The 23815-nt window shown below is 61.4% G+C and carries 22 protein-coding genes and 1 pseudogene; 11 read left to right on the top strand and 12 right to left on the bottom strand.

The features are described from left to right. The coding region (locus tag ACFOFO_RS06255) for a bifunctional transcriptional activator/DNA repair enzyme AdaA (protein WP_390331159.1) at positions 1–874 on the bottom strand (874 nt) is incomplete at its 3' end. Positions 875–1256: 382 nt separating this feature from the next. On the opposite strand from ACFOFO_RS06255, the gene ACFOFO_RS06260 reads away from it, so the two are divergent. From ACFOFO_RS06260 to ACFOFO_RS06270, 3 genes are all read left to right on the top strand, one after another. Further along, positions 1257–2474 (top strand): MFS transporter, encoded by a 1218-nt coding sequence (locus ACFOFO_RS06260; protein WP_390327819.1) that lies wholly within the window; start codon positions 1257–1259, stop codon positions 2472–2474. A 62-nt stretch (positions 2475–2536) separates the two neighbouring features. After that, on the top strand, positions 2537–2665 hold the full coding sequence (locus ACFOFO_RS06265; protein ID WP_390321792.1) for a hypothetical protein: 129 nt from the start codon (positions 2537–2539) through the stop codon (positions 2663–2665). A 45-nt stretch (positions 2666–2710) separates the two neighbouring features. Beyond that, entirely contained in the window at positions 2711–2941 is a 231-nt protein-coding gene (locus ACFOFO_RS06270) for a DUF3717 domain-containing protein (protein ID WP_390321790.1), read from the top strand. 54 nt (positions 2942–2995) lie between these two features. Here the strand turns inward: ACFOFO_RS06270 and ACFOFO_RS06275 are convergent, their stop codons facing one another. After that, positions 2996–3427 carry a DUF1810 domain-containing protein gene (locus tag ACFOFO_RS06275; protein ID WP_390321788.1) on the bottom strand — a complete coding sequence of 144 codons (432 nt, stop codon included), beginning with the start codon at positions 3425–3427 and terminating at the stop codon, positions 2996–2998. A gap of 264 nt (positions 3428–3691) precedes the next feature. Here ACFOFO_RS06275 and ACFOFO_RS06280 point away from each other — a divergent pair, with 264 nt between their 5' ends. Then, positions 3692–4756 (top strand): M29 family metallopeptidase, encoded by a 1065-nt coding sequence (locus ACFOFO_RS06280; RefSeq protein WP_390327817.1) that lies wholly within the window; start codon positions 3692–3694, stop codon positions 4754–4756. A gap of 99 nt (positions 4757–4855) precedes the next feature. Here the strand turns inward: ACFOFO_RS06280 and ACFOFO_RS06285 are convergent, their stop codons facing one another. Beyond that, the gene (locus ACFOFO_RS06285; protein WP_390321786.1) at positions 4856–5236 is read right to left on the bottom strand and encodes a DUF2917 domain-containing protein; all 381 of its coding nucleotides are present in this window, start codon (positions 5234–5236) and stop codon (positions 4856–4858) included. A 111-nt stretch (positions 5237–5347) separates the two neighbouring features. Here ACFOFO_RS06285 and gcvA point away from each other — a divergent pair, with 111 nt between their 5' ends. Continuing rightward, on the top strand, positions 5348–6277 hold the full coding sequence (gcvA, locus tag ACFOFO_RS06290) for a transcriptional regulator GcvA (RefSeq protein WP_390321784.1): 930 nt from the start codon (positions 5348–5350) through the stop codon (positions 6275–6277). Between the two features lie 52 nt (positions 6278–6329). Here gcvA and ACFOFO_RS06295 read toward each other — a convergent pair whose 3' ends face one another. Further along, positions 6330–7841, bottom strand: a complete 1512-nt coding sequence (locus tag ACFOFO_RS06295) for a B12-binding domain-containing radical SAM protein (RefSeq protein ID WP_390321781.1) — start codon at positions 7839–7841, stop codon at positions 6330–6332. A 366-nt stretch (positions 7842–8207) separates the two neighbouring features. Between ACFOFO_RS06295 and ACFOFO_RS06300 the strand changes: the two genes are divergently transcribed. Beyond that, positions 8208–9416 carry a patatin-like phospholipase family protein gene (locus tag ACFOFO_RS06300; RefSeq protein ID WP_390321779.1) on the top strand — a complete coding sequence of 403 codons (1209 nt, stop codon included), beginning with the start codon at positions 8208–8210 and terminating at the stop codon, positions 9414–9416. Between the two features lie 53 nt (positions 9417–9469). Here the strand turns inward: ACFOFO_RS06300 and ACFOFO_RS06305 are convergent, their stop codons facing one another. Together ACFOFO_RS06305 and ACFOFO_RS06310 are read right to left on the bottom strand one after the other, a co-directional pair. Then, positions 9470–10855 carry an ATP-binding protein gene (locus tag ACFOFO_RS06305; RefSeq protein WP_390321777.1) on the bottom strand — a complete coding sequence of 462 codons (1386 nt, stop codon included), beginning with the start codon at positions 10853–10855 and terminating at the stop codon, positions 9470–9472. Next, complete coding sequence (locus ACFOFO_RS06310) at positions 10852–11619, bottom strand: response regulator (protein ID WP_390321774.1); 768 nt, start codon at positions 11617–11619, stop codon at positions 10852–10854. The genes ACFOFO_RS06305 and ACFOFO_RS06310 overlap by 4 nt, the downstream gene beginning before the upstream one ends. Before the next feature lie 456 nt (positions 11620–12075). Between ACFOFO_RS06310 and ACFOFO_RS06315 the strand changes: the two genes are divergently transcribed. Together ACFOFO_RS06315 and ACFOFO_RS06320 are read left to right on the top strand one after the other, a co-directional pair. Then, positions 12076–12585: a Spy/CpxP family protein refolding chaperone gene (locus ACFOFO_RS06315; RefSeq protein ID WP_390321772.1), complete on the top strand. Its 510-nt coding sequence runs from the start codon at positions 12076–12078 to the stop codon at positions 12583–12585. Between the two features lie 185 nt (positions 12586–12770). Next, on the top strand, positions 12771–13112 hold the full coding sequence (locus ACFOFO_RS06320; RefSeq protein WP_390321770.1) for a hypothetical protein: 342 nt from the start codon (positions 12771–12773) through the stop codon (positions 13110–13112). 1107 nt (positions 13113–14219) lie between these two features. Here ACFOFO_RS06320 and ACFOFO_RS06325 read toward each other — a convergent pair. Then, a complete protein-coding gene (locus ACFOFO_RS06325; RefSeq protein ID WP_390321768.1) occupies positions 14220–15134 on the bottom strand; it encodes a LysR family transcriptional regulator in 915 nt (304 codons plus the stop codon). Positions 15135–15307: 173 nt separating this feature from the next. Here ACFOFO_RS06325 and ACFOFO_RS06330 point away from each other — a divergent pair, with 173 nt between their 5' ends. Continuing rightward, positions 15308–15733 (top strand): DoxX family protein, encoded by a 426-nt coding sequence (locus ACFOFO_RS06330; RefSeq protein WP_390321766.1) that lies wholly within the window; start codon positions 15308–15310, stop codon positions 15731–15733. 69 nt (positions 15734–15802) lie between these two features. Continuing rightward, positions 15803–16675, top strand: coding sequence for a 4,5-DOPA-extradiol-dioxygenase (gene ygiD / locus ACFOFO_RS06335; protein WP_390321764.1), 873 nt, complete (start codon positions 15803–15805; stop codon positions 16673–16675). Between the two features lie 176 nt (positions 16676–16851). Here ygiD and ACFOFO_RS06340 read toward each other — a convergent pair whose 3' ends face one another. Then, complete coding sequence (locus ACFOFO_RS06340) at positions 16852–17865, bottom strand: AI-2E family transporter (RefSeq protein WP_390321761.1); 1014 nt, start codon at positions 17863–17865, stop codon at positions 16852–16854. 475 nt (positions 17866–18340) lie between these two features. Here ACFOFO_RS06340 and ACFOFO_RS06345 point away from each other — a divergent pair, with 475 nt between their 5' ends. Continuing rightward, positions 18341–19402 carry an OmpA family protein gene (locus ACFOFO_RS06345; RefSeq protein WP_390331160.1) on the top strand — a complete coding sequence of 354 codons (1062 nt, stop codon included), beginning with the start codon at positions 18341–18343 and terminating at the stop codon, positions 19400–19402. A 186-nt stretch (positions 19403–19588) separates the two neighbouring features. On the opposite strand, the gene ACFOFO_RS06350 is transcribed toward ACFOFO_RS06345, so the two are convergent. The 4 genes and pseudogenes from ACFOFO_RS06350 to ACFOFO_RS06365 all read right to left on the bottom strand — a co-directional run bounded on the left by ACFOFO_RS06350 (position 19589) and on the right by ACFOFO_RS06365 (position 22941). Then, positions 19589–20527, bottom strand: a complete 939-nt coding sequence (locus tag ACFOFO_RS06350; protein ID WP_390331162.1) for an IS6 family transposase — start codon at positions 20525–20527, stop codon at positions 19589–19591. A 174-nt stretch (positions 20528–20701) separates the two neighbouring features. Further along, complete coding sequence (locus ACFOFO_RS06355; RefSeq protein WP_390331164.1) at positions 20702–22096, bottom strand: DUF3422 family protein; 1395 nt, start codon at positions 22094–22096, stop codon at positions 20702–20704. Positions 22097–22211: 115 nt separating this feature from the next. Beyond that, positions 22212–22532 (bottom strand): annotated as a pseudogene (locus ACFOFO_RS06360) (GreA/GreB family elongation factor); the annotation flags it as partial. Positions 22533–22566: 34 nt separating this feature from the next. Beyond that, a complete protein-coding gene (locus ACFOFO_RS06365) occupies positions 22567–22941 on the bottom strand; it encodes a DUF3563 family protein (protein WP_390321754.1) in 375 nt (124 codons plus the stop codon). Between the last annotated feature and the right edge of the window lie 874 nt (positions 22942–23815).

Here is a 23815-nt window from a genome sequence, read left to right on the forward strand (position 1 = left end):
CGCCGGCCAGCGAGGCCGACACTTGCAGCCGCAACTGGTCGCGGCCGGCGTCCTGCGTCACGCGCAACCAGCCGTGTGCGTCGCCCAGCCGCACGCTGCGTACATACGCGCCGCGCTCATCGTCCGGCAGCACCGCCTCCAGCCCCGGCATCGCGCGTCCCGCCAGATACGCGAGCATGCGCGGCCAGTCGAATGGCGGTCGGTACGCGAGGCCGAGCGTCAGGCTGTCCGGCCCGAGCACGCCGATTGTTGCGCCGGACGTCGCGCCGGCGCGCCGCACCGCCGTCGGCGCCATCCGATAGCGCGCGGCGAACAGTGCATTGAAGCGGCGCACGCTGCCAAAGCCGGCGGCAAACGCGACATCGGCCATCGGCAGCGCGGTTTCCTGCAACAGCTTTTTCGAAAACAGCAGACGCTGCGTCTGCGCCAGCTCGACCGGTGTCACGCCGAAGTGCTGCACCAGCACCCGTCGCAACTGGCGCGACGATAACCCGACTTCCTGCGACAGCCGCTCCAGGTCGCCATCGTTCAGCGCGCCGGCCGCGATACGTTGCCACACCGCATACGCCAGGTTCTGCTGCAGCGCGTACGGCGCGAGCTCGGGACGACAGCGCAGGCACGGCCGGAACCCGGCCGCCTCGGCCTTTGCTGCGGTCGCGAAAAACGTGCAAGACGTGGCGCGCGGCGTCTTTGCAGTGCACACCGGGCGGCAATAAATACCGGTGGTCTTGACGCCGGTAAAGAACACGCCGTCAAAGCGCGTGTCTTTCGCTGCGAGCGCGCGGTAGCAGCTGTCGGCGGACGGCAAGGCGGCCGACGTGCTGTGTTGCGCCCCGGTCGCCGGGCCTGGTGAATGCTGATCGAAAGGGTCCATGGCTTCGTTATACGCGCCGCACCGGGCCTCGTCTAGCCGTTTTCGGACATACATACATTGGCGTTGCATTGGTTTGATCAGCTCTGTTGGTTGTTGCTGTTTTCTTAATTTGTCGCAGTCAACGCCAGTGCCACAGGGCTAGTGCATGAAGGTGGTTGCTGGCTAAGGTTTCTCGCCCCTTCCCCCTTGCAGGGGGAAGGTTGGGATGGGGGTAGGATGATCGATCGACAACGTGCATCCTTCATCGCTCATCGACCGCGCTACCCCCACCCTAACCCTCCCCCTGCAAGGGGGAGGGAACTCAGCCCGGCGCCGGTCCACACGGTGTTTCGCTTTACGCTACACTGTTTTTTTCACCGCCTGCCTCGCCATGTCCCCTTCACTGTTTACCGCTGCGCGCGCGCCGCAACTGAAAACCGTACTACTCGCGAGCGGTCTCGTATTGACGCTCGCGATGGGCGTGCGGCATGGCTTCGGCTTCTGGCTGCAACCGATTTCGCAGGCGCACGGCTGGACGCGCGAGACGTTTTCGCTGGCAATGGCGCTGCAAAACCTGATGTGGGGCGTGTTCGGACCGTTTGCCGGCATGGCGGCGGACCGTTTCGGCACCGCGCGCGTGGTGATCGCCGGCGCACTGTTCTACATGTTCGGCCTGTTGTGGATGGCGCTGGTGGCGCAGCCGACGCTGTTTATCGTCGGCTCCGGCATCCTGATCGGGGCGGCGCTCGCGTGCACCGCGTTCGGCGCGATAAGCGGCATCATCGGCCGCATCGCGCCGGCCGAGCGGCGTTCCTGGGCGTTCGGCATTTCATCGGCCGCCAGCTCGTTCGGGCAGTTCGCGCTGATGCCGGTCGAGCAACAGCTGATCTCCAGCAGCGGCTGGCAGAACGCATTCTTTGTCCTGGCGGCGCTGCAGGTGCTGGTGATGATCCCGATGGCGTTCAAGTTGCGCGAGCCGGCGCACATCACGGGCCATGGCCCGCAACAGAGCATCCTGGAAGCGACGCGCGAGGCGTTTGCGTACCGGCCGTTCCTGTTTCTGCTGGCCGGCTATTTCGTCTGCGGCTTCCAGCTCGTGTTCATCGGCGTGCACATGCCGGCCTATCTGCGCGACAAGGGCATCATCGATCCGAACGTGGCGGTGATTGCGCTGGCGCTGATCGGGCTGTTCAATATTTTCGGTTCGTATTACGCCGGCCATCTCGGCGGCAGGTTCCCGAAACGCTATCTGCTAGCGACCATTTACATCACGCGCGCAGTCGTCATCGCGCTGTTCCTGCTGGCGCCGCTGTCATCGTGGTCGGTGTATATCTTTGCCTGCGCGATGGGACTGCTGTGGCTGTCGACCGTACCGCTGACGAATGGCGTGATCGCCGGCATTTTCGGCGTCAAATACTTGTCGATGCTGTCCGGCTTCGTGTTCTTTTCGCATCAGGTCGGTAGCTTCCTCGGCGTCTGGCTGGGCGGTTATCTGTACACGCGGCAGGGCAATTACGATATGGTATGGGGGATCACGATCGCCCTCGGCGTGTTTGCGGCGCTGATCAACTTGCCGATCAACGAGAAGGAAATCGTGCGCGCGCCAGCGGTGTTGGCTTGATGCATACTCCGTAGCGCGAAGTCTTATTGCGCATATGAATTAACAGGATATTCGACATACTCATGCAAACCCAAGTCAAACACTGGCTGATCGGCGCTGCCGTGACGGCGCTGCTGGGCTTGATTTTCGTCAGCTATTTGCGCACGTCGTTCATCGTCGATCTGGCGAATCGTTTTTTCATGTGCTTTTGAAGCGGCGCAAGCGGGCCGAAATGCCGGACCTAGCGGACCTACTCCATGGAACTGACCCTGGCCGAACTGGAACAAGCGATCAACTACTGGCGCAACCAGCATCCCGCACGTGGCGAGGAACGCCAGCTATCGCCCGAGGTGAATCTGCTGGCGCGCGTGTATGCAATGATGATTTTCGACCACGCGACCGTAGTGCCGTTGGCGTCGCTCGATAGTTCTTCGCGCCAGGTGATCGCGCAGTGGCGTCAACAGGTGCCGGCGTCTGCCGGCGTCTGATGCGCCACGCAGCAGGTTTGTGATCGCAGCGGCAGGGCGCCCTGACCGCGCCGATCACAAGCGCGCCAGCGTCTCGGGATCGGGTTTGCCGTCAAAGTATTTGCGCAAACACGCGTCGAACACCTGGTTGCCGGGATCGGCGTGCGCGAACAGGGTCATGCATGACCGGAACTTCAGATAGTCCGGGTAGCCAAAAATATCTTCGATGCTGCGCCCGATATTAGGTCCATCAACGGCCAGCACCAGCGCGCTGCACTCCAGCAAACGCGGACCCAGCACTGAATGTTGCAGATAGGCAATCGCCTCTGACGCTCCCGAGAGCGCGAATTTGCGTGCGATCGCGCTATGGCCCAGGCCCTGTATTTGCGGGAAGACAAACCACATCCAGTGACTGCGCTTATTGCCTGCGCGTAATTCCGCGCAGACCTGCGCATACACCGGCTGCTGCGCGTCGACGAAGCGTTGCAAATCGATGGGATCGCTCATCCGGATATTTTCGCAGAATCGCGACGTGTTGGTGATGAGCGACGCTGTGGCGCCGGCGCGACGTGCGACCTGCGCGCGCGGTCCGCCGCGCCCACTGTCCGATCCCGATCCGGCTTTGTGACTTAAAATGCGGTTCCATTCGGAAATGCATGGCCTCGGCACCCTGGCTTGTGCGGCGAATCCTGTCACTCTCCCCGGTGCGATAAATTGACAACAAACCCAAGTGCGAACCTAGAGTCGTTCGCTCAGCCCTGCAGCACAGCCATCAGCACCCCGCGCACCACGCCCCTCGGCACGATCACCGCGGCGACGGTCGATACCGCGGAACAGCATTTGCGCGACATCCTGTCGATCGCGATCGACCATGCGCACCCGCGCGTGGCGGTGGTGGTGTCGGATCGGCGCTGCGATCTCGCGCTGGCCTTGACCCAGGCGTATCGCCGCTGTCTCCCGGATGCCCGCTTCATCGATTTTGACGCGGTGGCGCCGGCGGAAGTGCTGGCCGCATTTGAACCGCTGGCGCCGCTTGATCTGGTGGTGCTGATTCAGTCGACCGGGTTTCGGCTCGATGCTTACCGGCTGCGAGTCGAATTGTTCAAGCGCTCGCTGAAAGTGATCGAACACGTCCACCTGGCGCGCATGTCCGAGAGCTCGGACCGGTCGGGCTTGCAAGCGCTGTACTACATCGATTCACTGGCGTACGAGCCGGCGTACTTGCGCGGTGTCGGCCGCGCGCTGAAAGAGCGCATCGATCGCGCCAGTTGCGCGATGGTCGACAGCGGCGGCGCGCAACTGGTGTTCGGGTCGCGCCTGGAGCCTGCCAAACTGAATATCGGCGATTACACCGACATGACCAATGTCGGCGGCCAATTTCCGATCGGCGAGGTGTTCACGGAAGCGCAGGATCTGGAGGCGGTCAACGGACGGGTGCGCATCTTCGTGTTTGGCGACACCGCATTCCAGGTCAATCAACCGGCGCAGCCGATCACGCTGGTGGTGAGCAAGGGCAAGGTGACCGAGGTGATCGATTCCACGCCCGATTTCGACCAGGTGCTGGCCAATATCCGCGCCGACGAGGGCGAAGTGTGGCTGCGTGAACTCGGTTTTGGCATGAACCGCGCGTTGACGGCGCAGCGCACGGTCAGCGATATCGGCACCTACGAACGGATGTGCGGCATCCATCTGTCGCTCGGCGCCAAGCATGGGGTCTACAACAAGGCCATCATCAAGCGCAAGGACGCCAAGCATCACGTCGACGTGTTTGCGGTGACGGAATCGGTCACGCTCGACGATGAGGTAGTGTATCGCGATGGCGCGTGGCTGGTCTGAGCGGGGGCATTGCAAGGACTGCTGGCGATGGACAACGCCACACTGACCTGACACAAGGCCGTGTCAGAATCGGTGTGGCGTCGTCGTGCGACCATCCGCTCAGCATTTGATCGACAACCCATCGCCGGGCTGCGACGTGGATTTCGGCAAGCCATGCGACATGCCGAGTTGTGCCCATTGCAACAATTTTTGCGCGGCAATGCGGAGCCAGCTCAGGTCGAGCTCGGCGCCCGTCGAGCGTAACTCGAACCGGCTGTCGCGATCGGCTTCGGCCAGCACGCTGGTGGCGGCGCCAAATACCAGCTGGTTGCCCGGCCGCAACCAATAGTCATGGCTGTCGCCGCTGCGCGTGAGCCACAGGCGACCGCTGGCCACGTTCAGGCTTTGCCCAGCTTTCAGGTCCAGCGCTACGACGCTGCCCGCCTTCAATTCAAGCGTTTCTTTGACTAATTTGACTATCGTATTTTTGCTGGTTTTCATGCTATCGCTCCTGATTGATTTACAATGAGTGCTGCTGTACAAGCATAGTAGGCGAGCGGGGCCTGGAATTCCAGTGATACCTTTTCCTCAAATTGATAATAAAATTATCCAATGACGCCTGAGCAAACACTTCCCAGACTGCCCCCGCTGCCGGCCCTGCGCGCGTTTGAAAGCGCGGCCCGGCACAATAGCTTCAGCCGCGCCGCGACCGAACTGAGCCTGACGCATGGCGCGATCGGCCATCAGGTGCGGGCGCTGGAGGATGCGCTCGGGGTGGCGCTGTTTGCCCGCGTCGGGCGCGGCTTGCAGCTGACGCCGGAAGGACGGGTGCTGGCTGAGCGGGTCCGTAGCGCGCTGCTCGACATCGCCGCCGCGACGCAGGACATCAGCCGCCGCGCCAACGCGAACCAGCTGACGCTGAGCGTGTTTCCGTCGTTTGCGGCGCGCTGGCTGGTGCCGCGGCTAGGCCATTTCATCGAACAGAACCCCGACCTCGAGGTGATGATCCAAACCACCGGCAATGTGGTCGATTTCGCGCGCGAACCAGTCGACATCGGACTGCGCATGGGCCCCAAGCCGTGGAACGACCTGTGGTGCGAACTGTTGTTCGGCGATGCCTACTTCCCGGTGTGCGCGCCCGACTTCAACCACGGCGCGTTGCCGCAGACGCCGCAGCAATTGCTGCAGCATCCGCTGCTGCTGTCGCTCGACGAGCCGTGGACGCCGTGGCTGCGCGCGGCCGGCGTCGATGCGCCGGAGCCACGCGGGATCACCTACAGCGACTCGCACAACCTGCTGCTGGCGACGCGCGAAGGCCAGGGCATCGCGCTCGGACGCGAGATGATGGTGGCCGACGACATCGCGCGCGGCAGCCTGGTGCGGCTGTTCGACGTCAGCGTGCCGGTGCCGTTTTCGTATTACATGGTGTGTCCGCCGGCGCTGGCGCAGACCGCCAAGGTGAAGCGCTTTCGCGCCTGGATCTGGGAAGAGATCGCGCAGCAGCGCGCGCAGATTGCGGCGCGTGCGAAGGCCAGGCCCTGAAACGCGGAATCAGGCCGTCGGGATTCGGTCGCCCCGCGATCCGGTCGCCGGATCAGGCCGCCAAGTGGCGCGCCTGGCGTCGCGGCAGCGCACTGTCAGCCTTGACGGCGCTGGCGGCCGTATGGCGCCGCCCGTGCTGCTGCGGCAGCGACTGGCCGGCCCCATCGCCGCCGATCGCGGCGCTGGCGGCAGCGGCGGCGATGCCCTGCGTCGCCAGCCATTGCGCGACCAGCGCCGCCAGCCGCTCCAGCGCGATCCGGTGTGTCGCGTCGGTGTGTGCGTACAGCCAGTCCGACAACGCCATGAAGCGCGCAAACGGCGCATCGGCCAGGATCAGTGCCAGCGTGTGGACGAAGCGGCCGGAGTTGGCCACCAGATCCCAGTAGCGCGCAAAGCGCACCAGCCGCTGCATGGTCGCAAAATCGATGCGGTCGGTCGCCAGGATCGTGTAGGGCGCATGGGCATCAAACACCAGCTTGAACGGCTCGGTGTGGCGAATGATCGGCGTGCCGCGCAGCCGCTTCAGGATGCCGAACTGGATTTCATGCGGGCCGAGCGCCACCAGCCGGTCAAAACCGCTGGCAAAACTGGCCAGATCCTCGCCCGGCAGCCCGGCGATCAGGTCGACGTGCAAATGCGCGTGCGAATGCTCGATCAGCCAGCGGATATTTTCCGCCGCCTTGTCATTGTCCTGACGGCGGCTGACCAGCGCCTGCACCTGCGGGTTGAAGCTTTGAATGCCGATCTCGAATTGCAAGCTGCCGGGCGGAAATTGCTTGATCCCTTCCTTCAGCGCATCCGGCAGATGATCCGGTACCACCTCGAAATGCGCGTACACCGGGTCGTCCGGATGCGCGGCCAGCTTTTCGAGGAAGAACTGCATGATGCGCAGGCTCGACTTGATGTTCAGATTGAAAGTGCGGTCGACGAACTTGAACAGCCGGGCGCCGCGCGCATGCAGCTGTTCCAGTTCGGCCAGAAAATCATCGAGCGCAAACGGCCACGCCGTCTTGTCGAGCGAGGACAGGCAGAATTCGCATTTGAACGGGCAGCCGCGCGACGCCTCGACGTAGATCAGCCGGTGCGCGATGTCCTGCGCGCTGTAGTGGGTGTAGGGCAGCGCGATCTCGGCCAGCGGCGGCTGCACACCGGCATGTATCTTCATCAGCGGTTGCGGACCATGCAGGATTTGCGCGCACAGCTTGGGAAACGTGACGTCGCCCCAGCCGGTCACCAGATAATCGGCCAGCCGCACGATTTCCTGCTGCTCCGGCTCGTACGACACTTCGGGCCCACCGAGCACGATCACGACCTCCGGTGCGACGCGTTTCAGCATCGACACCAGCCTGGTGGTTTCGTCGATGTTCCAGATATACACGCCGAAGCCGATGATGCGCGGTTTGGATGCCAGCAATTTTTCGACCAGGTCGGCAGTCTTGGCGCCGATCACGAATTCCTGCAGCCTGGTCTGCGCCTGCAGCGCGCCCATGTTGGCGAGCAGGTAGCGCAGGCCGAGCGAGGCGTGCGCATAACGGGCATTGAGGGTGGACAGCAGAATGGTCATGGCGGTAACATGGTTGTCAGGGCGGAAACAGCAAGCCGCCATTTTACGCCTGCGCGGATGGGCCGCGCCGTTGGCCGCCGTAGTCGACCCGATGTTGCAAACAGCAGTAACATATTCGGCCGGAGGCGCGGGCAGGCGGTTCGGCCCGAGTAGCGCAGGCCGGGGCGGCGTCCCGACAGAATTTTTCTGCGACGGCGCTTCGATGCCGCCAGTCCGGCAGCCCGCCGGCGACGCCGCGGCCAGCGCGCAATATTGTCAGTTCATGTAGAGTATCGGTATCTTCCGTAATGGAACCAAGCGGCAACGCCCGGGTCCATATCGAGTATATCGGCGTTACCGGCATTTTCCTCACTCTATTCATGGCACATGGACCACTCCGAACAAGTCAAACAAATCAGCAAGGGCAATAATCACGTCGCGCTGGTGCTGCAAGGCGGCGGTGCGCTCGGTGCGTACCAGGCCGGCGTGTATCAGGCGCTGCAGGAACATGGCTTGGCGCCGGACTGGGTGGTCGGGACCTCGATCGGCGCGATCAATGCCGCAATCATTGCCGGCAATCAGCCGTCGCAACGGGTTGCGCGGCTGAAGGAATTCTGGGACGAGGTCGCGACCGACGACCTGATCGACCTGCGCAAGGTGCCCGACATGACGCGCCAGTTCAACGTCTGGATGACGACCATGGATGCCATGCTGCGCGGCGTCAAGGGCTTCTTCACGCCGCGCCGGTTCAGCCTGTTCGGCAGCGCGATCCCGATCGACGCGGAAAAGGCCAGCTTCTACGAGACTACCGAACTGGCCAACACGCTGACCCGGCTGGTCGATTTCAAGCACCTGTCGAGCGCGGAAGCGATGCGGCTGACGGTCAGCGCGGTGCAGGTCACCAGTGGTGCGCTGGCGTATTTCGATTCCAAAACTCAGGCGCTCGACCTGAAGCACGTGATGGCGAGCGGCGCGCTGCCGCCGGGATTTCCACCGGTGCGGATCGACGGCCAGCTGTACTGGGACGGCGGGCTGTTTTCGAACACGCCGCTGGAAATCGTGCTCGACGAAGAACCGCGCGCCAACCGACTGTGCTTCATGGTCGACCTATGGAGCGCGACCGGACCCGAACCGCAGACGCTGGACCAGGTGCAAACCCGGCAGAAGGACGTGATGTACGCGTCGCGGTCGAAGAGCCATATCGACGACTACATGCGGATCCACAACCTGCGCCGCAATGTGCGCGCACTGTATGACGCGCTGCCGCCGGAAGCGCGGAACGCGGCGGCCGTGCGCGAAATGTCGGCCGTCGGCTGCGACACCACGGTGCATATCGTGCGGCTGCCGTATGCGGGACGCGACTGGAATATGGCATCGAAGGACATCAATTTTTCGCGCGGCTCGATCGAATGGCGCTGGGACCAGGGTTATGGCGACGCCACTCGCGCCGTCGAACAGGCAGCCTGGCTAAACCCGGTGGCGCCGAATGTCGGCGTGGTGGTGCATAACGTGACGCCGATCGTGGCGCCGAAATCGGCACCGAAACCGGCACCTGCGCCCGACGCCCGCCAGAGCACGGCGAACAGCGCGACCTGAGGTCAACCGTCCTGCTCGCGCCGCACCTCAGTAGGCAGGACGCAGCGCTGCGCTCAGCGCTCCGTGCGCGGGTTTTGCGGCAGAGTCAAGGTGACTTCCAACCCGCCGTCTGGATGGTTCGCCAACGTCAGACTGCCGCCATGCTGCTCGACGATATTGCGCGCAATGGTCAGGCCGAGGCCGGTGCCGCCGGTGTCGCGCGAACGCGACGTCTCGATCCGGTAGAACGGCTCGAATACCTTGGCCAGCTGGTCGGCCGCGATGCCGGGGCCGCCATCGCGGATCCGGATGCGAGCGCCGGCGCGGCTACCCTGGCTGCGCTGCACGGTGATATGCGCGTGGTAGCCGTATTTGACCGCGTTGTCGATCAGGTTGGTCAGGCATCTGCGCAATGCGGTCGGACGCGCCAGCACCGACAGCGCCGACTTGCCGTCCAGCTTCACGTTCTGGCCGGCGTCGCAGGCATCGCTACACACGCTGTCGAGCAGGGAATCGAGATCGAGCGGCTGCATCGGCTCTGCGCTGTCCATGCTGCGCGCCAGATCGAGTCCTTCGCGCACCATCTGCTGCATGGCCGACAGGTCGCCGACCAGCTTGTCGCGCAGTTCTTCATTCGATACTTTCTCCAGCCGCAGCCGCAAACGCGTCAGCGGCGTCTGCAGATCGTGCGTGATCGCAGCCAGCATCTGGGTGCGTTGGCCGATGTGCTGACGAATCCGCGCCTGCATCGCGTTGAATGCGACCGTGGCGCGCCGGATCTCGCTGGCGCCGTGCTCGGGCAGCGGCGGCCGGTTGATGTCGCGCCCCAGATCGTCGGCCGCCTGCACCAACTGCTTCAATGGCTGCATCGTCATGCGCGTCACAATGAAGGCCAGAAAACCGATGCTGGCCAGGAACAGCACGAAGTAAGACAGGAAATCCGGGCGCAGCATCGGCATCGGTGGCGGACCGCGCGGCGGCAGCACGGTCATCTGCATCAGGCTGCCGTCGCGCAGCGTAATGCCGATCGCCTGACAGGCCGGGCGCATCGAATTGCCGGCGCCGAACTCGCCATCGGGCGGTTTGCGCCCGGGTGGGGGCGGACAATCGACCGCACCGGCCAGCGACACGATACGGTAATCCTTGCCCATCCGTTCGCCCAGCGCCAGCGCGAAACGCGACGGCGCGGCGGCTTCCGGTTGCGGTGCGCTCACCATCTGCAGCCGCAGCCCGAAACGCTTGGCGATGTTCAGGAACGGCTGGCGTCCGGTCGCCGGCATCGCGTCGAGCGCGACGATCAGCTCTTCGGCGCGCTCGACCGCATGCAGGTCGCGGAACTGGCTAATGGTGCGCTGCCGCTCGCCGAACGCCAGCCACAGGGTCAGCGTGGCCGACACCACGATGCCGACCAGCAGGATCAGAAAGACACGCCCGGCCATCGAGCGCAAGAAGGTCATCATTTAACCGCTTCCATCGTCACCTGGGTCGCCAGCACATAGCCGCCGTTGCGCACGGTCTTGATGATCTGCGGCGAGCGCGCATCTTCACCCAGCTTTTGGCGCAGCCGGCTGATCTGGATATCGATCGAACGGTCGAACGGATCGGCTTCGCGCCCCTGCGTCAAGTTCAGCAACTGGTCGCGGTTCAGCACCCGGTTCGGATGTTCGAGAAATACTTTCAGCAGCCGGAATTCGGCGCCCGACAGCATGATCACCGTGCCGTCCGGATTGATCAGATGGCGCGCGGTCAAATCCAGCGTCCAGCCGGCAAAATGCAGTCGCTGCGCCGCAGCGTCGATCTGATTCGATGGCAGCGCATGGCTGCGCCGCAGCACGCTGCGTATTCGCGCCAGCAACTCGCGCGGCTCAAACGGCTTCGGCAAATAATCGTCGGCGCCCATTTCCAGGCCGATGATGCGATCGAGCGGCTCGTTGCGCGCGGTCAGCATGATGATCGGCAGGTCCGCGCTGGCATTGGCACTCAGATTCGTCGCCGCATGATGCGAGCGCGCGCGCAGGTTGCGGCACAAGGTCAGGCCGTCGTCGCCGGGCAGGTTCAGGTCCAGCACGATCAGATCGAAGCGCGCCTCGTCCAGCGCCTTCCACATTGCAGCGCCGTCGGCCGCGGTCTGCGTGCGGTAGCCGTTGGCGTCCAGATAATCGGCCAGCAACGAACGGATCTCGCGGTCGTCATCGACAATCAAAATGTGTGAAATCGGTTCCATGGGCTTGATGATCCTAGAAACGGCAGTTGGACAGGTACGAGTGTGCGCTTTTCCGGCTTTCTGGCTAGGCGCGACGACGCTGCAGACTGCATTCTGCAAGGAGAAGCAACGACGCCAGAGAGCCGGGAAAGAGTGCAATCGTGCCTGTAGCGCTCTCACCCGAACGGTGAACGGTTTAACCATGAAAAATTTCAATCAATTCATAAACTGATCGAAGCTAACAAGCGGTCAATTGCCGTTTCTAGGATTATAGTGGCCCCGGCCGCAGCCGATGTCACGCCTGGCTGCCGAATTGTATCTTCGTGTTACGTCTGGCTACGCGGGAAACACGGCGATACAAATCTCGGCGCACCCGACACTTGTCCGTTACAACAGCGCCACACCATTGGAACCGTGCCGGCACATCTATCGATACATGCCGCAACACCGCTTTTAATTAATGCAAAGGAAACGATGATGAACAAATTCAGCAAACGCCTACTGGTCGGTCTGACGGTACTGGGCCTGAGCGCCGGCGCGATCGTCGCGCACGCCGACAACGACGATGGCATGGCATGGAGTCACGACCGCATGGCCATGCACGACGGCGCCGACCAAGGCAAATTCGCCGAAAAAATGAAAGAACGCATGGCCAAGCACCAGGCCGAAATGCACGACAAGCTGAAACTGAGCGCGGCCCAGGAACCGGCCTGGAAGACCTACGTCGCCAGCATGGCGCCGCCGGCCGCCATGCCACAGCGCCCGAGCCGCGCCGACATGGAAAAAATGTCGGCGCCGGAGCGGATGGAAAAAATGCTGGCGATGATGAAGGAAGGCGAAGCCCGCATGAGCCAGCGCCTGGCTGCGATGAAGACCTTTTATGCAGTGCTGAGCCCGGAGCAGAAGAAGGTATTCAACGACAATTTCCGGATGATGCACGGGCGGCACCATGGTCATCGGGGCGATGGTGATAAGGCGCCCAAATAGGCGTTCACACTGGCGCAAGCCTGCAAGGCTGGCCTGCTCCGCTTACTTCCTTAGCCCACGCAAAGAGAGTAAGCGGCAGCCGGCCCATTCCAGCCAGGACGACGGCAAATTCGCAACCCACTGCCGGCGAGCCAAGTCCCGGTTATTGGCCCAGGTTGACAACCAAATCACGTTAGGTTCCTCCGATGGATCGTGTACTAGCGCTCAAATCCCTCATCGACCTGCGCGTTGCGCTACCAATTGCACTTGCTCACTTGAGCGAGTTCGAATGGGAGTGCGACGAAACGCTGGCGGAACTGAAGTCGACCCACATTGCTGGCGTGCTCAATAGATTTCTCGCCGGGGAACTCAACTCTCCGGAAGTTGAATCGTGGGCCAACGCCATCGAATGTCGCGAAGACATCCGCGTGCCGGACGCTCTAACGCGCGAAGCGGTGCATGAACTGGCAAATCCGACGCTGACAACTGCACTTACCAGCTTGCGCGCACAGTGGTGGCTATCGCGACTGCGAGCCCTTGGAATCTAAGCCTTCCTGCCAGCCGCAGTCGCGTCGCGTCTCGCCTTTCCGCTTGAGACGCCGCCGTAAACGCACAACGAACGCCACTGGATTCCAGCGTTCGCTGGAATGACCGAGTATTTTGATGGTCTTCCCTCAATTGCTAGTGACAGCCCCCTCCTGCTTACATTACAAATTGCCGACACGGGTTATTTCTGCGGTGGTCGCGCTACGCCTTTCCGCTTGAGACGCAGCCGTTTGCGCGCTGCAGAAAATGGATCAGAAATGTCCGTTGTCTGAGCGTAGCGAGTTTCGGACATTTCCCATTTTTTGCGGCGCGCAAACGGGAACCCCGCAGGGGCAAGTCTGCGCGGTCGTCTTTCTTTGCTTACTTTCTTTGACGAAGCAAAGAAAGTGAGTGGCTGTCGGGCCACCCCCGACCAGATCGCATGCGGCGCGACCGTTTCAGGCACCCGGGTTTTTGGCGGCATGCTCTGATGGTTAAACTGTGTTTTTGGCCAGTATAAATTCCCATGACGGCAACCGCGCGGGACCGCAGCTCGTTTGGATTTCATTGCCGGAAACTTGGGTGCCGGTTATATTCCGGTTTTGATAACTAAATCACGTTAGGCCCTATGAAACTTGCTCTGGCTCTTGCAGTCCTTGTCATCACCAACGCCGCTCAGGCTGCAACGCCATGTGAGATCGAAGGCCTGGCAGTGCACTGGGCCTACGATGCTTGTATGGGTCGGTATGAGACCGATGACTCGCTGCACCCTGGGGTCATGGGTTGCGCTGATCGCGCCCAGCGTCTGATCCGGGCCAAAGGTGAGTGCAAGGCCAAACGCATTTTCAAAGGGCGCATGTGCTTGCTGCTACAGCAAACGGCAGACCGCCGCAGGTCGCAGCAAGCCTGCATGCGGGATCCAAGCGTCGTTGGGTCAACGGTCCAAAATGGCGGGCTCTAGGGCCTAACAATTCATTCAAGCCGAAGCCGCTTCGCGGCTCGGCTTAATTCAGGCGTCGGGCCAAGCGCCTGACACTATCTTCGATCCCCTCGCAATGATGACCCGGTCTTTCAAGTAACACGGCTGGCTCATACCGCACCGAATCGCACAACGACAGTCCGCGCCCCGGCTAACCCACCAACCCCGCATCCCACTCCGGTACCGCACCAAACCGCTCGACCAGAAAATCAACGAACGTCCTGACCTTGGCCGACAGATAGCGCCGGCTCGGATACACCGCATGGATCGCACCGGCTGCCGCTTGGTAGTCCGGCAATAACGGTATCAGCGTGCCGCGCCGCACATCGTCACCGATGATGAAGGATGGCTGCAGGATGATGCCCATGCCGGCCAGCGCCGCCGCCCGCAGCAGGTCGCCATTGTTCGCCTGCAGGCTGCCCCTGATGCGCACCGCGTGCGTCTTGCCGTCGCGCGCGAACTGCCATTCGTCGCGGGTCGACCAGTAGCTGTAATGCAGGCAGACATGCTGCGCCAGATCGCGCGGCGTGGCCGGCGTGCCGTGACTGGCCAGGTATGACGGCGCGGCGCACAACAGCATGCGCAGCGGTGCGATCTGGCGCGCCACCAGGCTGGAATCGCGGATGCGGCCGATCCGGATCGCCAGGTCGTAACCTTCATCGACCAGATCGACCACCCGGTCCGACAGCGTCACGTCCAGATGGACTTGCGGGTAGCGCGCCGCGTACTGCGCCAGCACCGGTCCCAGATGATTGACCGCAAACGACACCGGCGCATTGATGCGCAGCGTGCCGCTCGGCTCGGCGGCGCCGCGTCCGGCGGCCAGGGCCGCATCGTCGATATCGAGCAGCACCTGGCGGCAACGCTCCAGATAGGCGGCGCCGGCTTCGGTCAGGCTGAGGCGGCGCGTGCTGCGATTGAACAACCGCGCGCCGACGTGGCTTTCCAGCTCGGCCAACAGGCGCGTCACCGACGGATTGGACAGCGCCAGCGCGCGCGCCGCGCCGGACAGGCTGCCGGCGTCAGCCACCTTGACGAAGACCTTCATCGCGTGAAACAGGTCCATTGCGGCTCCTTTGAGTTATTAGTCCGAAATTTGGAATAATCATTTTCACAGAAGCGCATTTTTCTTTCAAATGGAAATGGTTATAGTGGCTCCATCGATTTCCAGCGAACCGCCATCAGCGCCGCTGCACGTCGTCACCGCAAGCAGTCAACGCAATCATCGAAAGGAATGCCATGAACCAAACACAAAACGCCACTGCCGCCACCTTGCTGCGCCTCAGCCTGGGCACGATCCTGATCGCCCACGCGCTGCTAAAGCTGCTCGTATTCACACTGCCCGGCGCCGCCGGGTTCTTCGCCAGCCAGGGCTTTCCGGCCTGGACCGTGTATCCGGTGGTCGCGGTCGAACTGCTGGGCGGCGCGGCGCTGATCGCCGGCTTCAAGTCGCGCTATGCGGCAGTGGCCGCGCTGCCGGTATTGCTGGGCGCGCTGTCGGTACACGCCCACAACGGCTGGACCTTCACCTCGGCCAACGGCGGCTGGGAATATCCGGCATTATTGGTGGTGCTGGCGCTCGCCGTGGCGCTACTCGGCGACGGCGCCTTTGCGCTGTCCGGCAGCCCGGCACCAGCGGCGACTCCGCAACGCACGCCAGCCTGATCACGCGGCGACCGCCGTGTGCGGGCGCCTGACTAAAAGGACACATCAAGGACACATCAAGGACACATCATGGAACAGCATACCGCAGGCCGGATGCCGGCCATCTTCTTGGGCCACGGCAGCCCGATGAATGCGCTGAACGACAATATCTACACCGATACCTGGGCCAAACTCGGCGCTACCGTGCCACGGCCGAAGGCGATCCTGGTGATCTCGGCGCACTGGACCACGCGCGGTACCGCTGTCACGGCGATGGCGCAGCCGAAGACAATCCACGATTTCGGCGGTTTTCCGCAGGCCTTGTTCGACGTGCGCTACCCGGCGCCGGGCGATTCGGCGCTGGCGGCGCGGGTGCAGCAGTTGCTGGCGCCGGAAATTGAGGTGCAACTCGATCACAACTGGGGTCTGGATCATGGTGCGTGGTCGGTACTGGTCAAGGCTTATCCGCAGGCCGACGTGCCGGTGGTGCAACTGAGCATCGATGCCAGCCGTCCGGCCAGCTTCCATTTCGAGTGCGGCCGCAAGCTGGCAACACTGCGCGACGAGGGCGTGCTGATCGTCGGCAGCGGCAACGTGGTGCACAATTTGCGCCGCATGGTGTGGGATGACAGCGACGGCCGGCCGCCGTACGACTGGGCGGTGCGTTTCAACGACAAGGTGCGCGGCCACCTGACGCGCGGCGAACTGGCGCGGCTGACCGAGTTTGCGCAATGGGGCGACGATGCGCGGCTGGCGGTGCCGTCCGACGAGCACTACCTGCCGCTGTTGTATGTGGCCGGCAGCTGTTTGCCGGACGAGGCGGTATCGATCGCAGTCGATGGCATGCAGGGCGGCGGCGCGATCAGCATGCTCAGTTTTGTGGTGGGTGAGGTGCACGACAAGCGGGAACAGGCTGCTGACGTAACTCCGTGGCGACATTTGGACCTAAATGGTCAAATATGACTGTCGTCCCAGCGAACGCTGGGACCCAGTGTCTTTCGTCAAACTCGCATGAATTGATGTAACGCGATGGCAGCCATCCGGGTCAGCCCCGAACGCCGCTGGGTCCCAGCGTTCGCTGGGACGACGGTGCGGGGGCAATGAGTGCTGCGTGGTCGGCATGAGATCTGCCCGCCGCGTCACACCAGCCCGCGATCGCCCAGTTCCCGCTTGATGTAGGCATAAAACACCGGCGCTGCGATCACGCCCGGCAGGCCGAACATCGATTCCATCACCAGCATCGCGACCAGCAATTCCCAGGCCCGCGCGTTGATGTGCGAGCCGATGATCCTGGCGTTCAGGAAATATTCGAGTTTATGGATCAGCACCAGGAATGCCAGCGAGGCCAGCGCGATCGGCAGCGAATGCGACAGCCCGACCACCACCAGCACCGAATTCGAGATCAGGTTACCGATCACCGGCAGCAGGCCGGCGAAGAAGGTGATCGCGGTCATCGTCTTCAACAGCGGCAACCGCACGCCGAACGCTGGCAGGATCACGAACAGGTAGGTCGCGGTAAACACCGTGTTGATGGCCGAGATGCGCACCTGTGCAAACACGACCTGGCGAAACGAGTCGTGCAGATTGACCGCGCGCTGGTGCAGTGCGGTACCCAGCGGCCGATAGACGCGCGGCCTGGTGCTGTCATACAGCGCGACCATCGCGCCGATGATCATCCCGATCACCAGATGGGCCAGCGTGCGCCCGGTGGCTTGGCCAAGGTGCTGCGCTTCCAGCGCATGTTCGCGCAGCCAGGCAATGATCATTTCCTTTAGCTCCAGCGCATTGTCGGGCAGATGCTGTTGCACCCAGGCCGGCATCTGCCCACGCGACGATTCGAGAATGTCGGCCATTTTTTGCAGCAGGGCCTGCATGTGGCCGATATCGTTGCGAAAAAATGAAACCCCGGCCCAGATCGCAATTGACCAGAATGCGACGATCACGAGCGACAGTGCCGCCACCACGATCATCCTGGCGCGGTCACTGCTGATGTTCTTGCCCAGCGCCGGCGTCATCAGGTGCACCAGTGAATACACCAGCAAGCCGGAGAACAGCGCGGCCAGCAGGTTCAGGTGCAGCACCATCATCAGCGCAAGGCCGGTCAGGATGTAGGACGCGATATCTACGGCGGCTGATCTAATGTTTTCTGGCATGGCGCGTGAGCATGTCGGCACGGCGGCCGGATTCGGGAGGTTGGCGATGGTTGCACAATACCATCTCGGGCCAGCGGTTGCGCATTTTTGGCGCTGGCGGGCATTGCGCCAAGCTGGTGCCAGCCAGCGCGTTTTCAATACCGGGCACGCCGCAGCGAGTTTGGTCGAAGCATGTCGTGCCGGACGCGCGGCCGCTGGCTGCGCCGTTGGGGCGCAGCGCAGCTTAAAGAATATGAAACAATTCATTACACTTGCAGGCAATTTTTGGTCTACATTAATCAGATGAAGCATTGCGCGGAATCGGTTACCAGTGGGAGTATAGGCAAAAACCATGCAGTAACCGCTTGATGATGTTGCGCGAATATATATACACAGCCCAGTATATTTTCGGCAATCGATCCGGCAAATCAGGTCGGAACAGCGTCCCATCTCGGCAGGATCGTCCATCTTCGTTGTATACATCGCGCAAAGGAACATGATGAAGAACCTGAACAGATTTGCCATGGCGGCCTTGGTGCTGTGCAGCACGGGTGCGCTCAACGCCGCGGCGCAAGGGTCTGCGTCGGAGTACAACCCGTCCTGGTATGTCGCACCGGGCATCAGCCTGATCGACCCGGACACCCGCTTCATGGGCAGCGACAAGAACGGTTCCGGCCTCGGCCTGCGCGTCGGTCGCGCGGTGGCGCCGACCTGGGACCTGCAATTCGGCACCAGCTATGCGCGCGCCACCGATAACGGCGCCCGCTATCAGCAAAACACGCTAGGGGCCGACGCGTTGTACATGCTGTCACGCGGTGCGTTCCGGCCGTTCGTGCTGGTCGGCGCAGGCCTGCAATATGACAAGGCCAATGCCGCCTTCCGCGGCGAGACTTCCAGGACGTCGCCGTATCTGAACGCCGGCGTCGGTTTCCAGTACGCGTTCAACGATCAATGGGGGCTGCAGGCCGATATACGGCGCTCGCACGGTTATCTGCGCGGCAACGATTTCGGCATCAACCAGAACAACAATACCCAGCTCAATATCGGTCTGATGTACACCTTCGGCAAGGCGCCGGCACCGGCGGCAAGGGCGGCCCCGCCGCCAGAGGAAGCGAAACCGTTCGCAGTCGGCGAACCTTCGCCGGAACGCGTGACGCCGCCACCGCCGCCGCCGCGCTTCGAGAAGATCACGCTGTCGTCGACCCAGCTGTTCGGCTTTGACAGCGCGCAACTGCGCCTGCCGCAACCGAAACTCGACGAGATCGCGACCACGCTGACGACCAATGCACAGGTCAACAATATCGTCATCAGCGGCTACACCGACCGCCTCGGTTCCGAGCAATACAACCAGAAACTATCGCAGCGCCGCGCCGAAGCGGTCAAGACCTACCTGGTCGCCAAGGGCGTCGACGGCGGCCGCCTGAGTGCCGTCGGCAAGGGCAAGGCCAACCCGGTGCTCGAGTGCAACGACAAGAACAAGGCTGCGCTGATCAAGTGCCTGGAGCCGAACCGTCGGGTCGAGGTCGAGCAGATCACGATCGAGCGGCAGGTGCAGTAACTGCTGCTGCCTCTGAATCCCCGGTGCGGCAGATCAACAGCCGGCGTGGTCGGCCAACGACGCGGGACGCCGTGAATTGCCGCGCCTGCTAGTGCCACTCCGCCACATTTGGCAAGCATCCGGATCGCACGCGATGCCCTGTCCACTCAACTGTACGTGTCGAGTGCACAGCGCCGAAACGGTCAGTCAGGTAAAGGAGGCGGCGGCTTCCTCGATCAGTGCCACAATGTCGGTCGCGTGCGAGGCCAAGGATGCATGTCCCGCTTGCAGCGTGATGGTTTTTTTCGGTTTCATCCGCTCCACGAACCAGCGCTCGGTTTCCGGCGGGATCATGCGATCGTTCGCCGAGACCTGATACCAGCTCGGTTTGACTTTCCAGGCCGGCGGGCCGGACTTGTCATCGAAGCAGCGCGCGGCGATCGGCTTCTGTGTGAGCGCCATTACCAGGGCTTCTGTCGCGTCGAGATCCTGACAGAAATTGGCGTGGAACTGGTCAGGGTCCAGCCACAGGAATCCGCTTTCGTCCGGGCGGATAATGGCAGCGCCCGGTGGCGGTTCCCGCAGCGCGAAGATGCCGCCGGGGGTTTCACCTTCGTCGGGCGCGAACGCGGCGACATACACCAGACCGACCACATTCGGGACGTGGCCGGCGCCGGTGATCACGACACCGCCGTACGAATGGCCAACCAGCAAGGTCGGACCATCCAGTGCGGCGGCCAGCTTGCTGGTGCGTTCGATGTCGTCGGGCAATGATGTCAGCGGATTCGCTTTTTCGAAGAACCGCCTGGCAGCGGCAGTATCCCGCTTTGCGGTCAATAAAAAATCAACCGTCTGGCCTTCTTTATCAACCGCACGATAGAGATATTTCCAGACGCCTTTCACCTTTATATATGTTTCATCCATACGCCAGCTTTTACCGACCGGACGCTTGTGCTTGCGAAAGACGGCTTCAAGCAATGGGAGAAACCGGATCGCCCGGCGATTGATCGATGAGTGATCGACACACACGCCGCGTTCCTCCATGATTTCTTCGAGATGCCGGTAACTCAATGGATACGCTGCGTACCAACGAATGCAGACCAAAATCACATCTATAGGGAATCGCATTCTTTTGATATCGAGCATCTCATGTCAAGCCGTTACTTGGGAGGAGCCAAGCATAGCTGAATCGTACTCACAAAAATTAACGCGACACAACCTACACGCCCTTCGGATCTCAATCAATGTGGTGACTCTGCAAGCGTCACTCCTTCATGTACGCTGCATCCCGGGCGTCACCCGCTTGCTGCGTGAGCGCGGCTAAGACTCAGCCGCCTTATAAAGCGCGCTCACACTAGGCGCGACCGCGTCGGTGTGCTTGTTCACCCCTTTGTATACCTGACGCAAACCCAGCCATACGCCAGAGGCAATCACCGGGATCAGCATGCCGGTCGCCATGTCCGGATTGATCAGCCACCCCGCCGCTTTTAAGGCCTTGCCGGCGTAGTTGAACAAGCCCGCCAGGTAGTAAGAAATCGCCACCACCGACAAGCCCTCGACCGCCTGCTGCAAGCGTAATTGTTGCGCTGCACGCCGGTTCATGGACTCCAGAATCTTGCGGTTTTGCTGCTCTTGCACGATACCGACGCGCGTGCGCAACAAATCATTGGTGTGTGCGATGCGCCCGGCCAACGCTTCCTGTCGGCGCGCAATCGACTCGCAGGTACTCATCGCCGGCGCCAATCGTCGATCCATGAATTCATCCACCGTCGGTACGCCTTCAATTCGGATTTCACGTAATTCCTGGATGCGCGCCCGCACCAGCCGGAAATAGGCCTTGGAGGCCGAAAAACGGTAGCTATTGTCCAGCGACAATTTTTCAAGGCGTGCCGCCAAACCGGTAATGCTGCGCAGTAATTCCTTTTCATCATCGACGGCACGCGACAACGCTTCAGCGATCGCCTCGTCAGTATCGGTCATCGCCGCCGTCAAGGTTGCCAGCTCACCTTCAATCGCACTCAGCATCGGCGTTGCGTGTTGCGCATGGGGCAAGCCCAAGAGCGCCATCATCCGGTAGGTTTCAATTTCCAGCACACGCTGCACCAAACGCCCAGCTTGTTGATCGCGCAAGCCGTTATCGCGCACCACAAAGCGGGTAAAACCATCGGACTGGATGACGAAATCCGTCCAGATCTCTCCTCCTTGCAAGACCTTGCTGCCGGCCAGCACATTGCCGTCAAACACGCGCCGCATCTCGGCCGACGGTTCACTGGCCGCACTCCCCTGGTCCAGCACCACATGCGCCGCCACCATGATCTTCCCTTGCAGGCTGACCAGCCACTCCTGCGGCACGTGCAGTATCGGCACCCGATCAAACGCGTCGACAACAGACAGACTGCCCTCCTGGCTCTCCGCAAAGGTATAGGTCGCAAACTCGGTATGACATTCCCACTTCAGGCGAAACCGGCCAAAGTCGTGGAAGAAGCATTTGGCATCACTGCCCGGAGCTGCCACGCCAAAGTGGGTACACAAGGCCGTCAGGATTGCGTGTTGCGTAGCTGAATTGGAGCTACTGGCATTGCTGCCTTCCCGATCATAGACCGCCAGGTGCGTGAGGCTCTCCTGGGCGACTAGGCGCAAGAAGGGACGCGAGTGCACCTCTGCAGCCAAAGGCACGCGCAAAGGATGGTTCAAACTGGAATAAACAATAGCCATAAAAAATGTGTAGTGATCTGCTTTTGTTTCAACGGGAAAATCTTCTCAGTCACAGTCAGTAACGACTGCGCCGCCGACGCATCGATCATTCTAGTTATTGGTCACAGGTGATGCACTATGGCTCGGGATGTTGCACCTCAAGGATGGACAACTCTTCCATCCTCCCCGGGGTTTGCAGTATCACCGAATCGCCTTCACGCGCCTTGGTGAGCGCTCGTGCGACAGGGGAAATCCAGCTAATCTTGCCGTTCAACGGATCAATTTCATCGATGCCGACAATGGTCACCACATGCTCTTCGCCCGCCTGGGTTTCGTAAGTTACGGTAGCGCCGAAAAAAACCTGGTCGTGACCGTGATGTACGCTTGGATCGACTACCTCGGCAATATCCAGGCGCTTGGTTAAAAACCGGATGCGGCGATCAATCTCACGCAGCCGAGCAAGCCGATCAGCGGCATCTTCTATTTTCTCTTCAGCTGGGCGGGATCACCAACCATGTAGGCTTGGTTTGGTTTTTCCGATCAAGAGCGCGCATGCGGTATTCTAGATCGTAAATGTCGACCGACTCAGCAAAGTAGGCTTCCTGACGTTCCGCTTCTCTGCGCTCGCTACTTTTCACCAACTGCTTGAAAAAACTAACAAAAGGGCCGCTGCTAGCAGGCTGTTCTGTCAATTCGTCTGCGGTGATATCGCGTAACTCAGGACGCTGCGTTTTCACTACTACAAGGGGCTTGAAAAACATCCACAAAGTGGCAAACAGACCCACGGTGCCGTCTTTGCTCCCACCTGTTGCATTAGCGACTTGAACACTGTTTTGGGAATGGGCGGTGAAAGGGAATCTAAACATGGTGAACTCCTTATCTGAATTCTGCTTTGCTGCACTGCAATATCAGAATAGGGGAGGACAAGCTATATATCCAATTTCAGTTCAACATATAAGTTATTCCATTTATGAATGTCCTAGGCGTTTCCGGTCCCAGTTTTTAGCCCAGTGCCGTTAAATTGCTCAACGTTTACGACGATCGCGCTCGGTTTTGCAATACTCCGGTTCAACGCTGCGATCTATCGTTATTTACTGGTTCAGCAGAGGCAATCCAGGTCTCGACACCGCACCTAACAATTGCGCTGCAGGCAGCCTTCCCTGGTTGGTAGCAGCAGCGAAGTCGCTGTCGGCGCCGTAATCGATCGGCACCACCCCAGCGATTACGTAAGGTGAGCTTCTACGGGAACCCCATCGCTCGCGCTAGACTTTGGCTTGTCAATCGCTGAGGCACGCCAGCTACTCGCCGTCCTTCAGCGCGCAATTGCCCAGGACCAGATCCACGCCTATGACGCCAGGCTGACCTGCTCCCCTAATTAGTCCGGCATCGACATAGAGTCTGCGGTCACTAAGGGCAGACTCTACATTCTTGCCGTACTAATTCAAGGGGGCAGGTCAAGGCGACGACGCTGTCGGCACTGCAGCACTTACCACCGAATCAAGGATTGGCGGCCGCGCGACTTCGCTACTGGCCTGGGCGAAATCAGGGTCCGCGTTCCGCGGGTAATTTCGTGCCTGTGTACGCCGGAGCCGCTCGATGATGACGACATGCCGAGGGATGCGCGATTCACGGAATGTCCGATTGAACGGCTTCTCCCGCGCCGCCGCACGCCTGAACTTGCCTACTCTGTAGAGCACGATGTCGTCTTGATCTCTGCGACTCGTCTTACTCTCGAATGCC

Origin of the sequence: Pseudundibacterium arcticum, assembly GCF_042646465.1 — a bacterium.
GTDB lineage: Bacteria > Pseudomonadota > Gammaproteobacteria > Burkholderiales > Burkholderiaceae_D > Undibacterium_A > Undibacterium_A arcticum.